The 16,107-nt window shown below is 56.0% G+C and carries 15 protein-coding genes and 2 pseudogenes; 6 read left to right on the top strand and 11 right to left on the bottom strand.

Annotated elements, in window-relative coordinates; translation table 11 throughout:
- Both AC2FFP_RS20420 and AC2FFP_RS20415 read left to right on the top strand, forming a co-directional pair.
- Positions 1 to 290: DDE-type integrase/transposase/recombinase (locus AC2FFP_RS20420; RefSeq protein WP_496881443.1), on the top strand; the 290-nt coding region annotated here is incomplete at its 5' end.
- Between the two features lie 78 nt (positions 291 to 368).
- Positions 369 to 575: pseudogene (locus tag AC2FFP_RS20415) on the top strand (DnaA N-terminal domain-containing protein); the annotation flags it as partial.
- A gap of 56 nt (positions 576 to 631) precedes the next feature.
- Here AC2FFP_RS20415 and AC2FFP_RS20410 read toward each other — a convergent pair.
- From AC2FFP_RS20410 to AC2FFP_RS20370, 9 genes are all read right to left on the bottom strand, one after another.
- Positions 632 to 1,639 (bottom strand): nucleotidyl transferase AbiEii/AbiGii toxin family protein, encoded by a 1,008-nt coding sequence (locus AC2FFP_RS20410; RefSeq protein ID WP_496770518.1) that lies wholly within the window; start codon positions 1,637 to 1,639, stop codon positions 632 to 634.
- A gap of 2 nt (positions 1,640 to 1,641) precedes the next feature.
- Positions 1,642 to 2,238, bottom strand: a complete 597-nt coding sequence (locus AC2FFP_RS20405; protein ID WP_496704123.1) for a DUF6088 family protein — start codon at positions 2,236 to 2,238, stop codon at positions 1,642 to 1,644.
- A 206-nt stretch (positions 2,239 to 2,444) separates the two neighbouring features.
- On the bottom strand, positions 2,445 to 3,830 hold the full coding sequence (locus tag AC2FFP_RS20400; RefSeq protein ID WP_496778194.1) for a M20 family metallopeptidase: 1,386 nt from the start codon (positions 3,828 to 3,830) through the stop codon (positions 2,445 to 2,447).
- Between the two features lie 12 nt (positions 3,831 to 3,842).
- Positions 3,843 to 5,249, bottom strand: a complete 1,407-nt coding sequence (locus AC2FFP_RS20395; RefSeq protein ID WP_496781951.1) for an amidohydrolase — start codon at positions 5,247 to 5,249, stop codon at positions 3,843 to 3,845.
- A gap of 20 nt (positions 5,250 to 5,269) precedes the next feature.
- Positions 5,270 to 6,274, bottom strand: coding sequence for an ABC transporter ATP-binding protein (locus tag AC2FFP_RS20390; protein WP_496881442.1), 1,005 nt, complete (start codon positions 6,272 to 6,274; stop codon positions 5,270 to 5,272).
- Positions 6,271 to 7,248, bottom strand: coding sequence for an ABC transporter ATP-binding protein (locus AC2FFP_RS20385; RefSeq protein ID WP_496726886.1), 978 nt, complete (start codon positions 7,246 to 7,248; stop codon positions 6,271 to 6,273). Before AC2FFP_RS20385 ends, AC2FFP_RS20390 begins: the two co-directional genes overlap by 4 nt.
- A complete protein-coding gene (locus AC2FFP_RS20380) occupies positions 7,245 to 8,168 on the bottom strand; it encodes an ABC transporter permease (protein WP_496726887.1) in 924 nt (307 codons plus the stop codon). The genes AC2FFP_RS20385 and AC2FFP_RS20380 overlap by 4 nt, the downstream gene beginning before the upstream one ends.
- Positions 8,165 to 9,142, bottom strand: a complete 978-nt coding sequence (locus tag AC2FFP_RS20375) for an ABC transporter permease (protein WP_496781946.1) — start codon at positions 9,140 to 9,142, stop codon at positions 8,165 to 8,167. The genes AC2FFP_RS20380 and AC2FFP_RS20375 overlap by 4 nt, the downstream gene beginning before the upstream one ends.
- 60 nt (positions 9,143 to 9,202) lie before the next feature.
- Entirely contained in the window at positions 9,203 to 10,783 is a 1,581-nt protein-coding gene (locus AC2FFP_RS20370) for an ABC transporter substrate-binding protein (protein ID WP_496778187.1), read from the bottom strand.
- A 112-nt stretch (positions 10,784 to 10,895) separates the two neighbouring features.
- On the opposite strand from AC2FFP_RS20370, the pseudogene AC2FFP_RS20365 reads away from it, so the two are divergent.
- Positions 10,896 to 11,150: pseudogene (locus tag AC2FFP_RS20365) on the top strand (helix-turn-helix domain-containing protein); the annotation flags it as partial.
- Between the two features lie 12 nt (positions 11,151 to 11,162).
- On the top strand, positions 11,163 to 11,876 hold the full coding sequence (locus AC2FFP_RS20360; RefSeq protein ID WP_496881444.1) for a LysR substrate-binding domain-containing protein: 714 nt from the start codon (positions 11,163 to 11,165) through the stop codon (positions 11,874 to 11,876).
- A gap of 14 nt (positions 11,877 to 11,890) precedes the next feature.
- On the opposite strand, the gene AC2FFP_RS20355 is transcribed toward AC2FFP_RS20360, so the two are convergent.
- Positions 11,891 to 13,414, bottom strand: coding sequence for a M81 family metallopeptidase (locus AC2FFP_RS20355; RefSeq protein ID WP_496881441.1), 1,524 nt, complete (start codon positions 13,412 to 13,414; stop codon positions 11,891 to 11,893).
- Between the two features lie 139 nt (positions 13,415 to 13,553).
- Here AC2FFP_RS20355 and AC2FFP_RS20350 point away from each other — a divergent pair, with 139 nt between their 5' ends.
- On the top strand, positions 13,554 to 14,066 hold the full coding sequence (locus tag AC2FFP_RS20350) for an RES family NAD+ phosphorylase (RefSeq protein ID WP_496881440.1): 513 nt from the start codon (positions 13,554 to 13,556) through the stop codon (positions 14,064 to 14,066).
- A 440-nt stretch (positions 14,067 to 14,506) separates the two neighbouring features.
- On the opposite strand, the gene AC2FFP_RS20345 is transcribed toward AC2FFP_RS20350, so the two are convergent.
- Complete coding sequence (locus AC2FFP_RS20345) at positions 14,507 to 14,674, bottom strand: hypothetical protein (RefSeq protein ID WP_496726970.1); 168 nt, start codon at positions 14,672 to 14,674, stop codon at positions 14,507 to 14,509.
- A 188-nt stretch (positions 14,675 to 14,862) separates the two neighbouring features.
- On the opposite strand from AC2FFP_RS20345, the gene AC2FFP_RS20340 reads away from it, so the two are divergent.
- Positions 14,863 to 15,726: a LysR family transcriptional regulator gene (locus tag AC2FFP_RS20340; protein WP_496881439.1), complete on the top strand. Its 864-nt coding sequence runs from the start codon at positions 14,863 to 14,865 to the stop codon at positions 15,724 to 15,726.
- Positions 15,727 to 16,107 lie beyond the last annotated feature (381 nt).

Below are 16,107 nucleotides of genomic sequence, written 5' to 3'. Positions count from 1 at the left end.
TCATCGACAAAAGCGGAGCTAACACGGCTGGCATCAAGGCCATAAACAAGATGCTGAAAGGCTTTGGTTGCCCGATTGCCATTGAAATGGTCAGGCGGAAATACTTGAATAATATTGTGGAACAAGATCACCGTTTCATCAAAAGGCGAACCCGCCCGATGCTGGGATTCAAAGCCTTCGCATCAGCGGCGGCAACGTTGGCCGGAATTGAAGTGGCGCACATGATCCGCAAAGGTCAAATCACGCCCGGACTCTGTCCCTTTCGCCAGTTCGCTGAGCTCGCCTCTTAAACCCACTGCCGCAGCGCGATATTGTAATCCAACCAAAACTTCGCAACACAACCCCACCAAGATCCGTGGGGCAGGGCGCTCCAACGCTTATCAGAGTCAGAAACGTTGTTGTTCAAAAGCTGGTATCGCGATCTCCAACTTGTTGAAACGCGTGATCAGACGATCACATTGCGTGCGCCTAGCAAGTTCATTGCGCAGTACATTCAGTCACACCATTTGAAACCGTTGCTCGGAGCGATCCAGCTTGAGTTTGGGCGAATTCAAAAGGTCTGCTTACTTGACTAGCCAAATATATTCTAACGTTCGAACGCTGCGCCTTGAGAACAAACAGTGGGCTGATTTCAGCCATTGAGGTCCGTCTCTAACTCTCCAATGGTGTTCAAAATGTCATCGAACAAGGGGGGGTCCCCGATTATCATCTCTTGCATCCCGGCATAGTCCCGGCGCAGCGCAGCTTTCAGCTCAGGATTCGGTAGCAATCTTAAAGATCCGGGCTTGGCATGCTCGTAGTTAGCCCAGGCCGCTTTGAAGAAGACGGACTTATGGTGTGCAACCTGATCTAGCAAGTCGATCTGTTCGATAGCGCGAGGATGGGTCTCGTGTGTGATCAACTGGGCCATATCATAATAATGGCGCGACATGCGGTCAGCCAGAGGTTTGGTAACGTCCTGATGATAGAGCATATGCAGGATCGTTGCTTTCTCCCAAAATGTGCGCTCAACGCCCAAGACCTTCACATCAACGTCGCTCGAGCTCAGCAGGTTTGGAAAGGCCTGATGCACATAAGGCGAAATCCTGCGAGACTCTGCTGGAAGGTGAACTCCACGGGCGCCAAATTCGAACCGCACCGCCGGTTGGATGTAGCCACTGGTCGCATTTGTCTTGGATGGGTAGGCGAAGAGCAGGGTTTGTTGATCATCAGGATCGACCGACAGGGAAAAGTCCTGGTCCAGCGCGGCGCCAAACTTGATTTTGGTTTCTTTCAGAAGCGGACCAGCAACTACTTTGGTGGCCGTATCCTGAAGCTCCTGCAACAATTGCTTTTGTTTTTTGCCGGAAAGGGCAGGGTGCTCGGGGTCACGTTCGCCCTCGAACCCAAGTTGCGCCCGGTCGAGGGACAGATCCACGTCTTCCGAGAACCGATGGATGATGTCATAGACCTTGGATAACGATGTCCCGCCTTTGAAGATCAAGTGAGCGCCATAAGAGGGCAGGGCGAATAGATGTTTCAGTGACCAGCAGACCCAGAAATCCTTCTCGACGATTGCTTTGGACAGGCCAAGCTGGGCGGCCGTTTCCTGAAACGCTTCTTCTCGGTTCTTTGGAGTATCGTTGGCAAACTGGTCCACGATCAGTTCCGCGCCACAATTTGCCGCACTACAGGGTGCATCCAGGCCGGCACATACCTGCTTTGTTTTACGAGCAATGCCCGGTCCTTGCTATCCAGATTGCGCGCCAGCGTGTCGACAACCCGGCTATCCACCCGGTTTTTGCCGACATAGCGCAACGCTTGAAATACGGTGCCGGTTTTCTGACCCGCACCAACTAGCGTTTTGGATGATGCGTTCCGGAACTGGATGACTTGTCGACCAACTGTCTTGGTGCGGGTCGGGCCGTCGGTCATATAAATAGGCTTGGATGGCACCTGGGTTGACAGCCCCAACTGGTTAGCTGCCATGGCAGGGGAGGGCTGTAGAACCTGATTATCCTTACGTGCAATCGCTTTGGCAATGTCATCGGCAGACGGAGACAACAACCCTAAATGGGCGCTCTTTCTCGGATAGTCGTAAAGCCCACGCGTCAACCGCCGGATCACCCCTTGATCCGCCAAACGCGACAATGCCTGATCCACGCTTGCGCGGGAACCGATATCCAGAAAGTCCAGTGGCGCAAAGATTGCCCCCCGGCCTTTTCCGATGATGCGTTGTCTGATCGATGAAGTAATCATAACTTTCTCCTTGTCAGAAAATATAGCACTTTTTTCTGACTTTCAAGTTATGCGAAAACCGAGGTGATTTTGTAAGTATGGGCGGAAAGCGGTCCTTCGCTGCAAATGCGATATCAACTCCCCCAATCCGTGAAAGCGGTCAATTACAGTAAGGAGTGCGATACCCTCCCGATCCAGGTACGGATGAAGTCCTTTGTGGCGCGGGATCAGAGCGGCCTGGCAAGGTCGCCAATATCCCAAAAAAGCCCGGCCATTGCACGCAATGCATCACGCGAAACTGACTTTAACACGTGCTCGTTTGGCGCGTGCTGCGAACAGCCGCGATAGGAATGCGGCACCCAAACCGTTGGGAGGCCGAGCACATCGGAAAAGACGTCGTTGGGTAAAGAACCGGCGAGATTTGGCAGGACATGGGGCGGCCTCCCACACGTTTTTTCAAGCGAACGCGCGACAAAAGACACCCAGGGATGGTTGGGGGAGGTTCGCGTTGCATCGAAAAAGCTGCGGTCGTGAGGCTTGATCTGAACGATCTCGAATCCTCTCGCATCAAGGTGGCGTCGAAGGGCGGGCAGGATATCGGATTGGTTAGTGCCAACAACGAAGCGGAGCTGGCAGGCGGCTTTGGCAAATTCCGAGATCGCGTTGACCGGTGCCTCGGGGACACCGCTTTTCATTGCGAGGATCGCAAAACTGTTCCAGCCGAAGACCCGTTCGGCCGGTGTCAGACTTTCCTCGCCCCAGTCTTCGTCAATCTTCGGACCGCCATCTTCGCCTACCGGCAAGTTGCGCAGGGCATGCCGGATCTCTTCGGTTAGGCTGGTCGGTCGCCACTCTGGTATTTGGATTTGGCCCCTCACATCGGTGATCGTCGAGAGGGCTTGTGCAAGGATCATCGCGGGGTCGGCAAGTAAACCGCCCCAGTTGCCGGAATGATGCGCACCGTCTCGAAGGTCAACAATGAGGTCGAACGAATAGCCGCCCCGTGAACCCATGAACATCGTCGGAGTGTCTGACTGAAGGCGTGGTCCGTCCGATGCGATCAGGACATCCGCGGCAAGGTTTTCTTTGTGCGTGGCGCAAAAATTCGACAGCCCCGGCGACCCCATCTCCTCACCCATTTCAACAAGGATCCGAATGTTGAAGCCGAGTGATCCACGAGCGTCGATGACGGAGCTCAACGCAGCTAAGTTGATGAGGTGCTGTCCCTTGTTGTCAGCGGTACCGCGTCCGAAGAGGCGATTACCATCATCGACGAGACGAAAGGGGTGAAGCCCGTTTCGCCACTGATCAGTTTGCGCGCGGGTCACGTCGCCATGCCCATAGGACAAGATCGTTGGGCTCGAGTCGTCCTCGATGCGTTCAGCGACAAGGATCGGACCTGCATCCGGCACAGGGTTCGGGTGGATTGCGCAGGAGAACCCAATACTGCGCAGGCGCGGAACGAGGGCTTCCTCAAGGTAGCGCGGAAGCTCCGCGGCTTTCTCCTGTGTCTGGCTCTCCGTCTCATGGGCAACCAGTTCGCTAAGTTCTGTTGCAAATTGACCGGTGTCGAAATACTGGGCGGCGTTGTCTATAGCAGAGGCGCGGGTCAAGGTTGTTTTACCTCAGACAGGTGGACGCACGTCGTCCGGGATCGGACAAGTGTAAGGTGTTTCGCCCAGATGGTCTTGGTGCGTCGCGCGTGCAGCTTCGATGCGCGAGGGATCCTCAACCAGTCGACACGCTGTCGCGGCCATTACTTTTGCTGCGTAGACCATGCCTTTGTGAGCCGCGGGCGCCTTGCCTTGTGCCACTGTTTGCCACGTATGAAACGGCGTTCCTATAGCACAGGTGGCAACTCGTGCCTGAACGGTTGGGACTGCCCAACTCACGTCGCCAACATCCGTCGAGCCTTCGCCGCCATCGCTGTGGCGATCAAGAGGTGCGATGAAGTCGCATAGTGCGAGATCCTTTTTGGGCTTGGCACCGATCCGCTTGAAGGTCGTGTTGATGTCAGCCTTGGTCAATGTAGTCTGAATCTCGCGGGCAAAGCTGAGGTCTGTTTCGTCAAAGGCGACGGGTCCGAGTTTCTCTAGCTCGTGCTGCATGGTTTCTTCCAAAGGACGATTGCCAAGCAGGTTCGAGACGCCGGAAAAGACCTGGCTGGTAACTTGCGTTCCTGTCATCAGCGCCGCGCCGTCCGAGATCTTTCGGACGCGCGTAACCAGATCGGCGAGGTCGGGTAGCGAACTGGCCCGGACGAGCTGGCGCACTGTGGCCTTGGCCTGCACCACATTCGGCGCAACGCCACCTGCGTCGAGATAGGCGTAGTGCACCCGGGCGCTGTCGGGCATGTGCTCGCGCAGGTAATTCACGCCAATGTTCATCAGTTCAACCGCATCAAGCGCGGATCTGCCAAGTTCAGGCGCGCCAGCAGCATGGGCAGCCTTTCCATGAAAAGTGAAATCGATCCGGGTGTTCGCGAGCGATCTGGCCTCATTCACGCCTGTGAAGGTCGCTGGATGCCAGGAGATGGCCGCGTCGACATCATCGAACAGTCCTTCGCGCACCATGTACGTTTTGGCCGCGCCCCCTTCTTCAGCGGGGCAGCCATAGTACCGCACACGGCCCTTAATGCCGTTTTCGGTCAGCCAGTCTTTCACCGCCGTCGCGGCCAAGAGTGCGGCAGCGCCCAGCAGGTTGTGACCACACCCGTGCCCGTTGCCGCCCTCTTCAAGCGGCTGATGTTCTGCCACACCTGGCGTCTGGCTCAGATATGGCAGCGCATCGAACTCGCCGAGGATGGCGATCACCGGACCCTCGTCTCCTGCTTCGCCAATCACGGCCGTGGGAATGCCAGCTGCATTTTCTGTTATCTTGAACCCTTGAGCGCGTAACATATGCACATGTTCGGCAACGGACTTGTACTCGGCATAAAGCGTCTCGGGCGTGTCAAAGACGCGGTCTGACAAGGCGATAAAATCATCACGATGGCGGTCAACGTGGTCCCAGATCGGATCGGCGTTTTTCAAGGGGCTCTCCAGCTTCTCGTTCAAACGGTTTCGGCGTGTTCCAGAAGGCAAGCCGTTTCGCGCCCGCCGCACCCCGCTTTCAGTTCAGGAACAGTGGTGCGGCACTCAGCGGTCGCCACCGGGCAACGCGGGTGGAAGGTACATCCAGATGGCGGATCGAGCGGCGACGGAATTTCCCCCTCAATCGGGGCAAACTCACGCCGGCGCTGATCAAGGCGCGGAGCCTCTGCAAGCAGCGCTTTCGTGTAGGGATGGCGTGGGTCAGAAAAAATGTCCTCAGTCGAGGCGCTCTCGACAATGCGGCCCAGATACATGATCGCCACGCGGTCGGCGATGTGTTCGACGACGCTCAGGTCATGGCTGATGAACAGATAGGTCAGGCCCAGCTCTTCGCGCAGATCCATGAACAAGTTGATGACCTGCGCCTGGATTGATACGTCCAGGGCAGCGATGGCTTCGTCGCAGACAAGGAACTTCGGCTTCACGGCGAGCGCACGGGCGATCCCGATCCGCTGCCTTTGCCCGCCGGAAAACTGATGCGCGTAACGCCGCTTGAGCGAGGGGTCGAGGCCGACCTTGAGCATCACGTCGTCCACGTAATCCGCACTCTCTGCCTTGCTGACGATCCCATGCATACGCGGTGCTTCGCCGATGATATCTTCGACGCGCATACGCGGATTTAGGCTGGCAAAAGGGTCCTGAAAGATCATCTGAATTGCGAGGGTCGCCGCGCGTTTGTCGGCGCTGTTCAACGTCGCAACATCTTTGCCTTCGTAGAACATCTGTCCGTCACTTGCAGCGTGAATGCCGGCAACAACACGTCCCAAAGTGGACTTGCCGCAGCCGGATTCGCCGACCAATCCCAGAACCTCACCCTTTTGAATCGACAGGTTCACGTTATCGACAGCATGGACCGTTTCTTCCCGGATATTCGCGCCAAGTCGCTGCGCGATCTTCCCCGCGACGTCCAAACGCTTGGTGAAGCGCTTGGAAACGCCGCGGATTTCGACGAGCGGTTCTGTCATGATGCCTTCTCCTCCGCGCGTTGCGGGTTAAAACAGCGAAGGCGGCGACCGTCTGCGTCCTCTATCGGGGGTCGCTTGGAACACGCTGCCGTTCGGGCCTGACAACGCGGTCCAAAGGCGCATCCTTCAGGCAGGGCGAGCATGTTTGGCGTCATCCCTTCGATCTGGAACAAACGTTGCCCGCGCCGGTTCGCCGTCGGAACCGATCCGAGAAGCCCAACCGTATAGGGATGCAACGGACGGTCGATCACATCGTCGATACCGCCTTGCTCAACGATCCGTCCGGCGTACATCACCGAAATCCGGTCCGCGAGCCCTGCCACAACGGCAAGGTCATGCGTGATCCAGATCATCGCGGTTCCCGTACGTTTCGTCAGCTTCTGCGCCTCGTGGATGATCTGCGCCTGAATTGTCACGTCGAGCGCGGTCGTCGGCTCGTCGGCAATGATGAGGTCCGGCTGGTTCAGGAAAGCTGTCGCAATCGCCACGCGCTGCCGCATCCCACCGGAAAGCTGATGCGGATAGGCCTGCAATCGTTCTTCCGGCGATGGGATGCCGACCAAACCAAGCGCATCGCGGCTTCTTTCCCAGGCGGTTTGGCGGCTGACGTTTTCATGGGCAAGAATGGCCTCAATCATCTGCGTATCGACGCGCAGGACCGGGTTGAGCGTCATCATCGGATCCTGAAAGATCATCGAGATTCGGTTGCCACGCAAGGTTTTGAGGCGCTCTTCCGGTGCGTTCGCGATCTCGTTACCATTAAAACGGATTGACCCATCGACGATGCGCCCGGGGGGATCGATCAGCCCGAGGATGGAAAACCCGGTGATCGACTTGCCTGACCCGGACTCACCCACCAGCCCCATGACCTCGCCCTTGGAAATGGTGAAATCCACACCGTCCACGGCCTTGACCGCACCCGCGTGCGTGAAGAAATGGGTCTTCAGCCCGCTGACTTCGAGTACTGCCGTCATTTCTTCAACCTCGGGTTCAAAACATCGCGCAAATGGTCGCCCACAAGGTTGATGGACACGACCGTCAGTAACAGAGCGACGCCGGGAAAAACGGATATCCAGTAGCGCCCGGACAGCATGTACTCGAAGCCATTTGCGATCAGCACCCCAATCGACGGTTCAGTCTGTGGAAGGCCTACGCCAAGAAACGAAAGCGTCGCTTCCAATGAGATCGCGCTGGCGGTTTGCACCGTGCCGACGACGATCAGAGGAGCCATGCAATTCGGAAGGATATGGCGAAAGACGATCCGGGGTCGTGATATTCCAAGGCATTGCGCGGCTTCGACATACTCTTTGCCACGCTCGACAAGCGCGGTCGCGCGAACCGTGCGGGCGTAGTAGGCCCATTGCGCGATCACGAGGGCGAGGATGATCTTGTCGACACCCTTACCAAGTGCCGCAACCATCATCAGCGCAACCAGCGATGCCGGGAACGACAGTTGAAGATCCACGATGCGCATGATGAACGCTTCGGTCCGGCCACCGGCGTAGGCCGCGATCAGACCGATCGCCATACCGATCAGAAGGGCAATCACTCCAGATGCAAGCCCAACGGTCAGAGATATACGCAAGCCATAGAGAATTGCCGAGTAGAGATCGCGTCCAGACCCGTCTGAGCCGAGCCACATTGTGTATCCGTCGAATGCTTCGGAACCCGGAGGCAAGCGCCCATCCATGACGCTGACCTGACCAAGATCGTAGGGGTTCTGCGGTGTGATCCAGGGCGCCAGAATGGCCAAAAGAACGATGATCAGGAATATGCCAAGCGCCGCTGTCGCGATCCTGCTTTCGAAGAACTCGGCCCGAAAACGCTGGAACGGCGTCTCGACTTTAGGGGACTTGGCAGGGGTCAGCGAATGATCTGTGACGGTGTCGGTCATGCGCCCTGATCCTGCAAACGAACCCTCGGATCGAGGATCGAGTAGAGTATGTCGACGATCAGATTGATCAGCACGAAGAACAGTACGATGATCATCAGATAGGCGACGACGACAGGCCGATCCAATTGCAGTATTGCGTCGATCAGCAGTTTGCCCATTCCCGGCCATGCAAAGATCGATTCAGTCACCACCGAGAACCCGATCAAACTGCCGAATTCAAGGCCCATGACGGTCACTACCGGGATCATGATGTTTTTCATTACATGCACCAGAATGATGCGTCGGGTCGAAAGCCCTTTGGCCCGGGCATACTTCACGTAATCCTGTCCCATCGCTTCCCGGACACCCGCTCGGGTGAGACGGATTGCCAGTGAAATCTTAAGAAGCGCCAGGTTGAGAGCAGGCAGGAAGATGTGGCTCAACCCGTCGAGCGTGAAAAGGCTGCTGTGAATCCCGAGAAACGAGCCGATGTCACCTCGCCCTGTCGCAGGGACCCACCTGAGTTCAACGGCAAACAACATGATGAGCATCAGTCCCACCCAAAAAGTCGGCAGCGAAAACCCGAGGATTGAGCCAGCCATGATGCCCTTGGACAGCGGGCTTTCGGGATAGAGCCCGGCATAAAGCCCCAATGGAATACCGAGCACGATGGCAAGAAAGAGTGCACTGAACGCCAGTTCCATCGTAGCTGGCATATGGTGCAGGATCAGTTTGAGCGCGGGCTCACCGAAGACGAAACTGTCGCCGAGGTCACCGTGTGCAGCACCTTTGAGGAACAACCAGTACTGTTCCCAAATTGACCGATCCAATCCAAGCCGTCGAATGGCAGCTTCGATGTCAGCCTGATCCGCGTCGGGGCTGACCAGCATGTAGACCGGGTCACCAACGATATTGACGCCGAAAAAGACAATCACCGACATCAGGAAGACAACAAGCATTGCTTGCAGCAATCGGCGAATGACAAAAACGGTCATGAGGACATTCCCTGGGCAAAGGCTCCGGGCCGCTGCGAAGGCGGCCCGGATGCATTGCGATTACTCTTTCACGACGCCTGTCGCGAGAGTGTATTCGTCGGTCCGAGGGATGTAGCTCAGACCTTTTTTGGCCGCCCAGGTGTTGACCTGGAAGTGCGTCGGAATGATCGCCACGTTCTCGATCGCGCGCTCTGTCGCCGCAGCGAGCAGTTCCTGCCGCTTTGCGTCATCGACTGTTCGCAGGGCTTCTTCGATCAGTGCGTCGGTTTCAGCATCCGAGTGCCGGCCACGGTTCGATGATCCAAAGCCCGCATCCTTGTCATGGGTATGGATCAGCGATTTGAGAGGCGAGGACGCTTCGCCGGACCCCGCGCCCCATCCGACGAGGATAAAGCTGAACTCCGGCAGACCCTCTGGGCTGCCTTTGGACGCGCGTCCAAAGTATACCGAACGCGGCATTGTTTCGACGGCTGTCTTGATGCCAACACGGGTCAACATTTGCGCAATTGCCTCGGCAATTTTGGCGTCGTTGATGTAACGGTCATTCGGCCCATGGATTGTCATTTCAAATCCATCGGGATAACCGGCTTCAGCCAGAAGCGCTTTAGCACCGTCCGGGTCATAAGCCACGACGTCCAGATTGTCGGACACGCCAAAGAACCCCTCGGGCAGAAGCTGGCCGGCGGGCAGGGCAACCCCCTCCATGACACGCTCAACGATTGCATCGCGGTTGATCGCCATGCTGATCGCCTTGCGGACGCGGACGTCCATGAGGGGGTTCTTGATATCGCCGCCACCGTTGGCCTTCACAAAGGGTGAATCCTCGCGGAATTGGTCCATGTGAAGATAGATCACTCGGTTGGACACGCCCTGGCTCAGCTGGATACCATCATTGCCCTGAAGTGTTGTGATATCGGTCGTTGGTACGCCCGATATCATGTCGACGTCACCGGCAAGAAGCGATGCAACACGGCTCGGACCGGACGTGATTGGGCGGAATTCCACCTCGGACCAGATCGGTGCATCACTCCAGTAGTCGTCGTTCCGTACCAGCACGATGCTTTCACCCGGCGTGTAACTTTGGAACTTGAACGGCCCTGTGCCGATGGCGGCCGTACCCGCGTTGAAGTCTTCCGTCGTTGCTTCGCAGCCCACTTCTGAGATCACAGGGATCGTGGAAATGTCGTTGCCCATTAACGGATAAGGTGCGGCCGTTTTGAAATGCACCGTGTAGTCATCAATCTTGACGACTTCCTTACCCTTGAGATAGGTGCCGTATCCCGATGGGGAGTTCGGTACGTCCGGCGCGCGCGCCATGGTGCAGACTACATCGTCCGCCGTAAAGTCACTTCCATCGTGAAACTTTACGCCCTCACGCAGCTTGAACTCCCAAGTCAATTCATCAATCGGCTCCCATGACACGGCAAGACCTGGCAATAGGCGTTGCTTCTCATCCTGCGCGATCAGCCGGTCAAAGATGTGAACGGACATCGCGTTGTTCGGACCCAGGTTGTGAAAATGCGGATCGAGTGACGTCGGCTCCGAAGCGAGGCCGATCGTCAGTTTTTCGGCCGAAACAGCACCGACGCCGAAAGCCAAAATGCCGACAGCGACAGCTGTCGCAGATGTGAGTTTCCTCATCAAAAAGACTCCCTGTTTGTTTGGCGCTTGTGAATAGGCGAATCCTTGGCCGACCCCGCGCCCTATTAAAAAAGGCTAGCTACCGCAAAAATCATTGCCAATACTCAATGCTATGCAATTTTGCATAGACCAATCCAAGAGTTTGGATGTTCAATCGATCATACCGGGGGAGGAATGCAGCATGACGGAACACCGGCACAGACTGCGCGAGTTCGAGTCACTGAGAGCCGTGATCACAACTGGGACGACAATCGGCGCCGCACGGCGTCTCGGGATTTCTCAGTCTGCCGTTAGTCGGTCCTTGTCGCAACTCGAGGCCCGAGTTGGACGGTCTTTGTTTCTCCGGCGGTCGGGACGCATTGACCCAACCGACGAAGCGTTGCGCCTCAACGAAAAACTGGACCCAATCTTCGAGACGCTTGCGGACATCGAGGGCGCAGAATGGGCTACTCCGGATAACGAGCCGTTACGCCTGATCGTGCCGCCAACTCTGGCGCATCACTTTGTCATCTCCAGGGTGGCCAGTTTTCTCAAGAAAAATGAAGGAAAGCAGCTTCAACTGGATATTCAGGCCACGGACGTGCTTGTCGCTGGCATTCTCGACCTCCGCTATGATCTTGGTTTGACGAGTGCGATGATCCAACGAACGGGTGTTCACCTAATGACTTGGCGCCGAAGTCAGGTGGTCTGCGCCATGCCGAACAACCATCCGCTATCGGAAAAACGAGTGGTAACGCCGCACGACCTTGAAGGCGTCGCGCTGATCGAGTTTCTGCGAAGGCTGGGGACGCGAGCGATCACCGAAAAGATCTTTGCGCGCGCTGGAATTCGGCCAAAACAAGTTGCAGAAACGGCAACGAACATGGCCGCTCTGGAGCTCGTCCGTGAGGGTTTGGGCGTGACACTCATCAACCCGTTCCCATTGTTGTCGACGGGGATGGATGGTGTTGTAGTCAGGCCATTTGACGCCGCCATCTTTTATGACACCAGCTTCGTTCTACCATCAGGCCGACCGCCGTCACAGCTTGCCCGCCAGTTCATGCAGTTTGTCAAATTGACGACGCCACACGACAAATATTCAGAGCCCGTCTAGCGCAGCATTTGAGCCTACCGCGAGGTATCGACGTCCATCGGAAAGTTCGGTCGTGGCAAGCCGGCAAACGGCCAGCGGTTGTGAACTGGCGACGTAAGCCCTCCTGTGTCGACCTCAAATACCTGGTTCGGCCCAAACCAGTTGGAAAACCCGGCCCGAAAGTGGCCTCGGGATTTCACAACAACAGTCCGGGCAGACGCAATATCCAGCCCGAACATATGAAAGAACACGGGGTCGGCAGTCTGTGTGCGATCGGTGATCACCACCACGGTGATGCCGCCAATACGAAGCGCAGCGGATGGCCCTAGGGCCAATCTCCGACCAGCCGTCATGCCCAGTTCACCTACCACATCTCCATTATGGAGACCCAAGACCTCTGCATCCGCCTCAAAAGGCACATCCCATTGCGCCCAGAATGCGCTGGAATCGGAAGACCGGTTGAATCGTGCCCTGAATTTGCCGCCGACACCGATGCCATGGGCTTCGTTCGCAAGTTCCGGATCACAAAAGGAACCGAATAGGCATTCTTCGACTTTTGCCGCATGAAGAGCGGCTAACAGTTCCGTCGTCCTGCCACTGCCGCCGCCACCAGGATTGTCACCGGCATCGGAGAAAATCACAGGCGTGCGCGCTTGGTCAGCGGAAATCGAGATCGCTTCCGTCACCGATGTCAGTTTCCGAACGAAATCCGTTCTCAAAGACCAGGCCATGTCTGCTAGTTCTTCCGCCAGTGCATTGGCCGCCTTCTGGTCCTCACGCGCAGTGACAACGATGCTCAAACCGTTGTCAGGCGTGTCTGAGAAAAGGAAATTGCCAAAGATTGATACGTTGACGATCTCACCTCGACTTTCGGCTTGTCGTCGCTGACCGTGGTCGATCAGCGTGCCATACGGATGCTCTGCACTTAGAAGTGTTACGGATGCGGGAACAAGAGGCAGTTTGACATGTGCGGTTTGGGCCCGAACGCCCGACGCCAAAACCCGGCGCAGCGAAAAGGCGGCTTCCTCGCCACGTTCTATCTGATCGACGTGAGGATTTGTCCGATAGCCGACGATCAGGTCACAGGCATCGACCATCCGTTGTGAGATATTTGCATGCAAATCGAGTGTCGCAATGACAGGTACGTCCGGTCCAACAACTCCTCGAATACGTGACATCAACAAACCGTCGGGGTCGTGGTCATGCTCGGCAACCATCGCGCCGTGATTGCAGATGTAGACTGCGTCAACAGGGCCAGCTGAGCGAAGCATGTCTTCCGAAGTCACTATGATCTCTTCGATTACGGTTTTTCGTACTGGACCTGCGGGATGGCTGGCTGCCAAGATACAGGGTACCGGCGTCCAGTCGCCCGTAGCATCCATCGCCCGGACAAAGGCCGCAAATTCTATTGCCAGCTTTGGTGTCGCGGATCTGGCTTCAGACATCAAAGCATCGCTTGTAAGCCATGTCAGAGACTTAAAGTCTGACAAATCAGCCGGGGGTGCAAAGCGATTTGACTCGAGAATTGCGCCAAGGAGGGCGATCTTTGGAGCCGTCATGCGAGAGGCCTTTGGAAATGCAACACAGTGCGAGGAAACATGAGTAAGTGATTTCAATCAAGATATCATTCGTCTTCTCTGCTCTAGGAAAACCCCTGCCGCCTTGCGTCTTTCCTATAACGCGACGCGCAAACGATCAGTGCCACCCGTTATGCTGACAGAAGTTTCCGGAGAATTCGTAAAGATTGTTTGGGCCGATGACCCAGACGTTCACCTCATGCGCGGCGCACCGGATCGCCCAGCCGCCCGGTTCAATCGCCGGGGGCAGGACGCTTTGTATCTGAGCCCTGATGTCGAAAGCGCAAAAGTCGCTATTGGTCAGGACGTCAGGAAGGATGATCGCCCGCGGGTTGTGCTGACTTTCGAGGTGGAACGATGCGCGTTGTTCGATTTGCGCAGCCCCGAGGCCGCAGATATCTATGCGCTTGCCAGTCAACCCTGGCGCAAACTCGTAACTGCCGGTAGGGATCCGTCCTCATGGTTCGCTGCTGATCGGATCAGAGCAGACGGGCATATCGGATTGATTGATCCCTCACGAAGGCGTCCGGGTCTTTGGCACATCACTTTATTTCGATGGAACGATCCGGGTGCACCTGGCGTGTTTCGGCGTAGTGAAGTGAAGCCGGTTTCCGTCCTGCCGGACTATCGGTGACGTTTAAGGTGCGACCCAACTATCATTTCGCAATTATGGTCATCGCGAAAATTGGCTGTGTGGAGGACTTTGTCATGAGTTCGCTTCTGGCACGCCAATGACATTTTTTTGTATGTTGTTTGAGCGCTCGTGACAGTCTGCTTTCAGTGCCAAATTGTAGCTTCGCTTGGGGTAACGAAAGGCAGTTCCTCTAATTGGGGATATCGGTCAAGCTCGTTTTTCTTTCTTAATCGGGGCGCTTGTCACTCATCCGGATCAGGCTTCTCTTCGCAGTCTGGTTGATGCCGCGTGGGACATCGCTGCACGCAGGTGTCGGATTGGCAGTGGAGAGCCTCGCTTTGGGACGCGCTTCTCTTTGCGCATCAGCCATATTCGGCTTCATCCACGAACCTCGCCCGATGAGGACGACCCCGTTCAGTTTTGGTGTTGGGCGGTTCAGATCATGCTGTGCCCTCCACCGTCACCGGACGGAACTCGGTGCCATCTGCCCACATACGATAGAGCAGAACAGCCAGTTTACGCGCAACAGCGACGACAGCGCGGCGGCGATTTGGATCGGGAACGCAGGCCAATACGTTCCCGATCAGGTGAGGCAGGTCGTGTAGCATGAAAGATGCTTCGCGCTGCCGGGAGCCGTTCTTCGACACTCACTTCGAGATGGGGGACTCTGAGACCCAGGGGTCGCAACCGAACAGCGGCAGCAGTTTCATGCTACGAGCCAAATCTGCCACATACTGTTTTAGTTGAATAGCGAAATTGCTTCATGCATTATATTTGAAAATCGAATAGATACCCCATGGATATTGAACTCGCGCGCACATTTCTGGCGATTGTCGAAACGGGCAGTTTTCTGGAGGCTGCCAACAAGGTTTACGTGACGCAATCAACAGTGAGCATGCGTATTCGGTCGCTCGAACAACAACTTGGACGACCAGTATTCGAGCGCGGAAAATCAGGTGCTACACTTACTCCTGCGGGGCACCGCTTTCATAAGCATGCGCAGGCCCTTGTCAGATGCTGGACACAGGCCCGGATCGACGCCTCCCTGCCTGATGCGGTGGAAGCTGCTCTGGAAATCGGTGCCGTGCCCAGCTTGTGGGATGGGTTTCTGATCGACACGATGCCAGAGTTGATGCAAGCGTTTCCGAATGTGGCGGTTCACGGGTCTACGGTTTCAACTGAAACATTGCTAAGCCAAACGACTGCGGGCGCTCTGGATTTGGCCGTAATGTATGATCCACGGAACACAGTCGGGCTGACCGCAATGCAGTTGTTCGAGGATGACTTTGTACTCGTGAGCAGCGATTTCGATACATCGCGAAACCTATTTGAAGAAAACTATGTTCTAATCGACTGGGGGCCAGAATTCCGCGCCGATCACCTGCTGAACTTTCCGGAAATTCCGACGCCATTGTTGCAGCTTGGTATTGGAACTCTTGGCCTGAACTACTTGAAAGCCCAGCCTAGCGCCGGATATTTCCCCTGGCGGGTAGTTGCGCAGGAAGTCGAAACCGGTTGGTTGAGGGTGATTGAGGATGCTCCTCGGTTTGCCTATGCCGCCTATGCCGTTTTTGCAGACGATGATCCTGAAAGCCTCCCCTGCAAGGCCGCCCAGCTATTGAGTGCCTTTGCAAAAGAACAGTTTCCCGTCACGGCCTGAGGTAGCGGACTACTCGCAGCTTACCATCTAGTAGGCGAATTGTCAGTTTTCTGAAGCCTCCAGGGCTTCGGTTGCTGCGGGCTGCTTTTTGCCTGACTCGAAAATTAGACCTGCGGTAACCACGACCATCAAAACGCCGCCCAAGATGGCCCAGTACCTCCAACCAAAAGACCTTCGCAAACGCATTTTTCTCTCCACGGCCGTCCATCGAGACCAGATCAGTATAAGGAGGTATAAAAGTCTGCCAAATCGAAGGAATTGACACTCAAAGAGACAATATACTGAAAACAAACATCTATTCAGATCGTCGATAACATGGTTGAGAAAAAATCATAAGGTTTTGCACTCCGAAAACGAACATTGATCTCCTAAACTAACGAA

Source organism: Ruegeria sp. YTSC004 (assembly GCF_059609805.1).
This window is presented reverse-complemented; position numbering and strand designations above follow the sequence as displayed.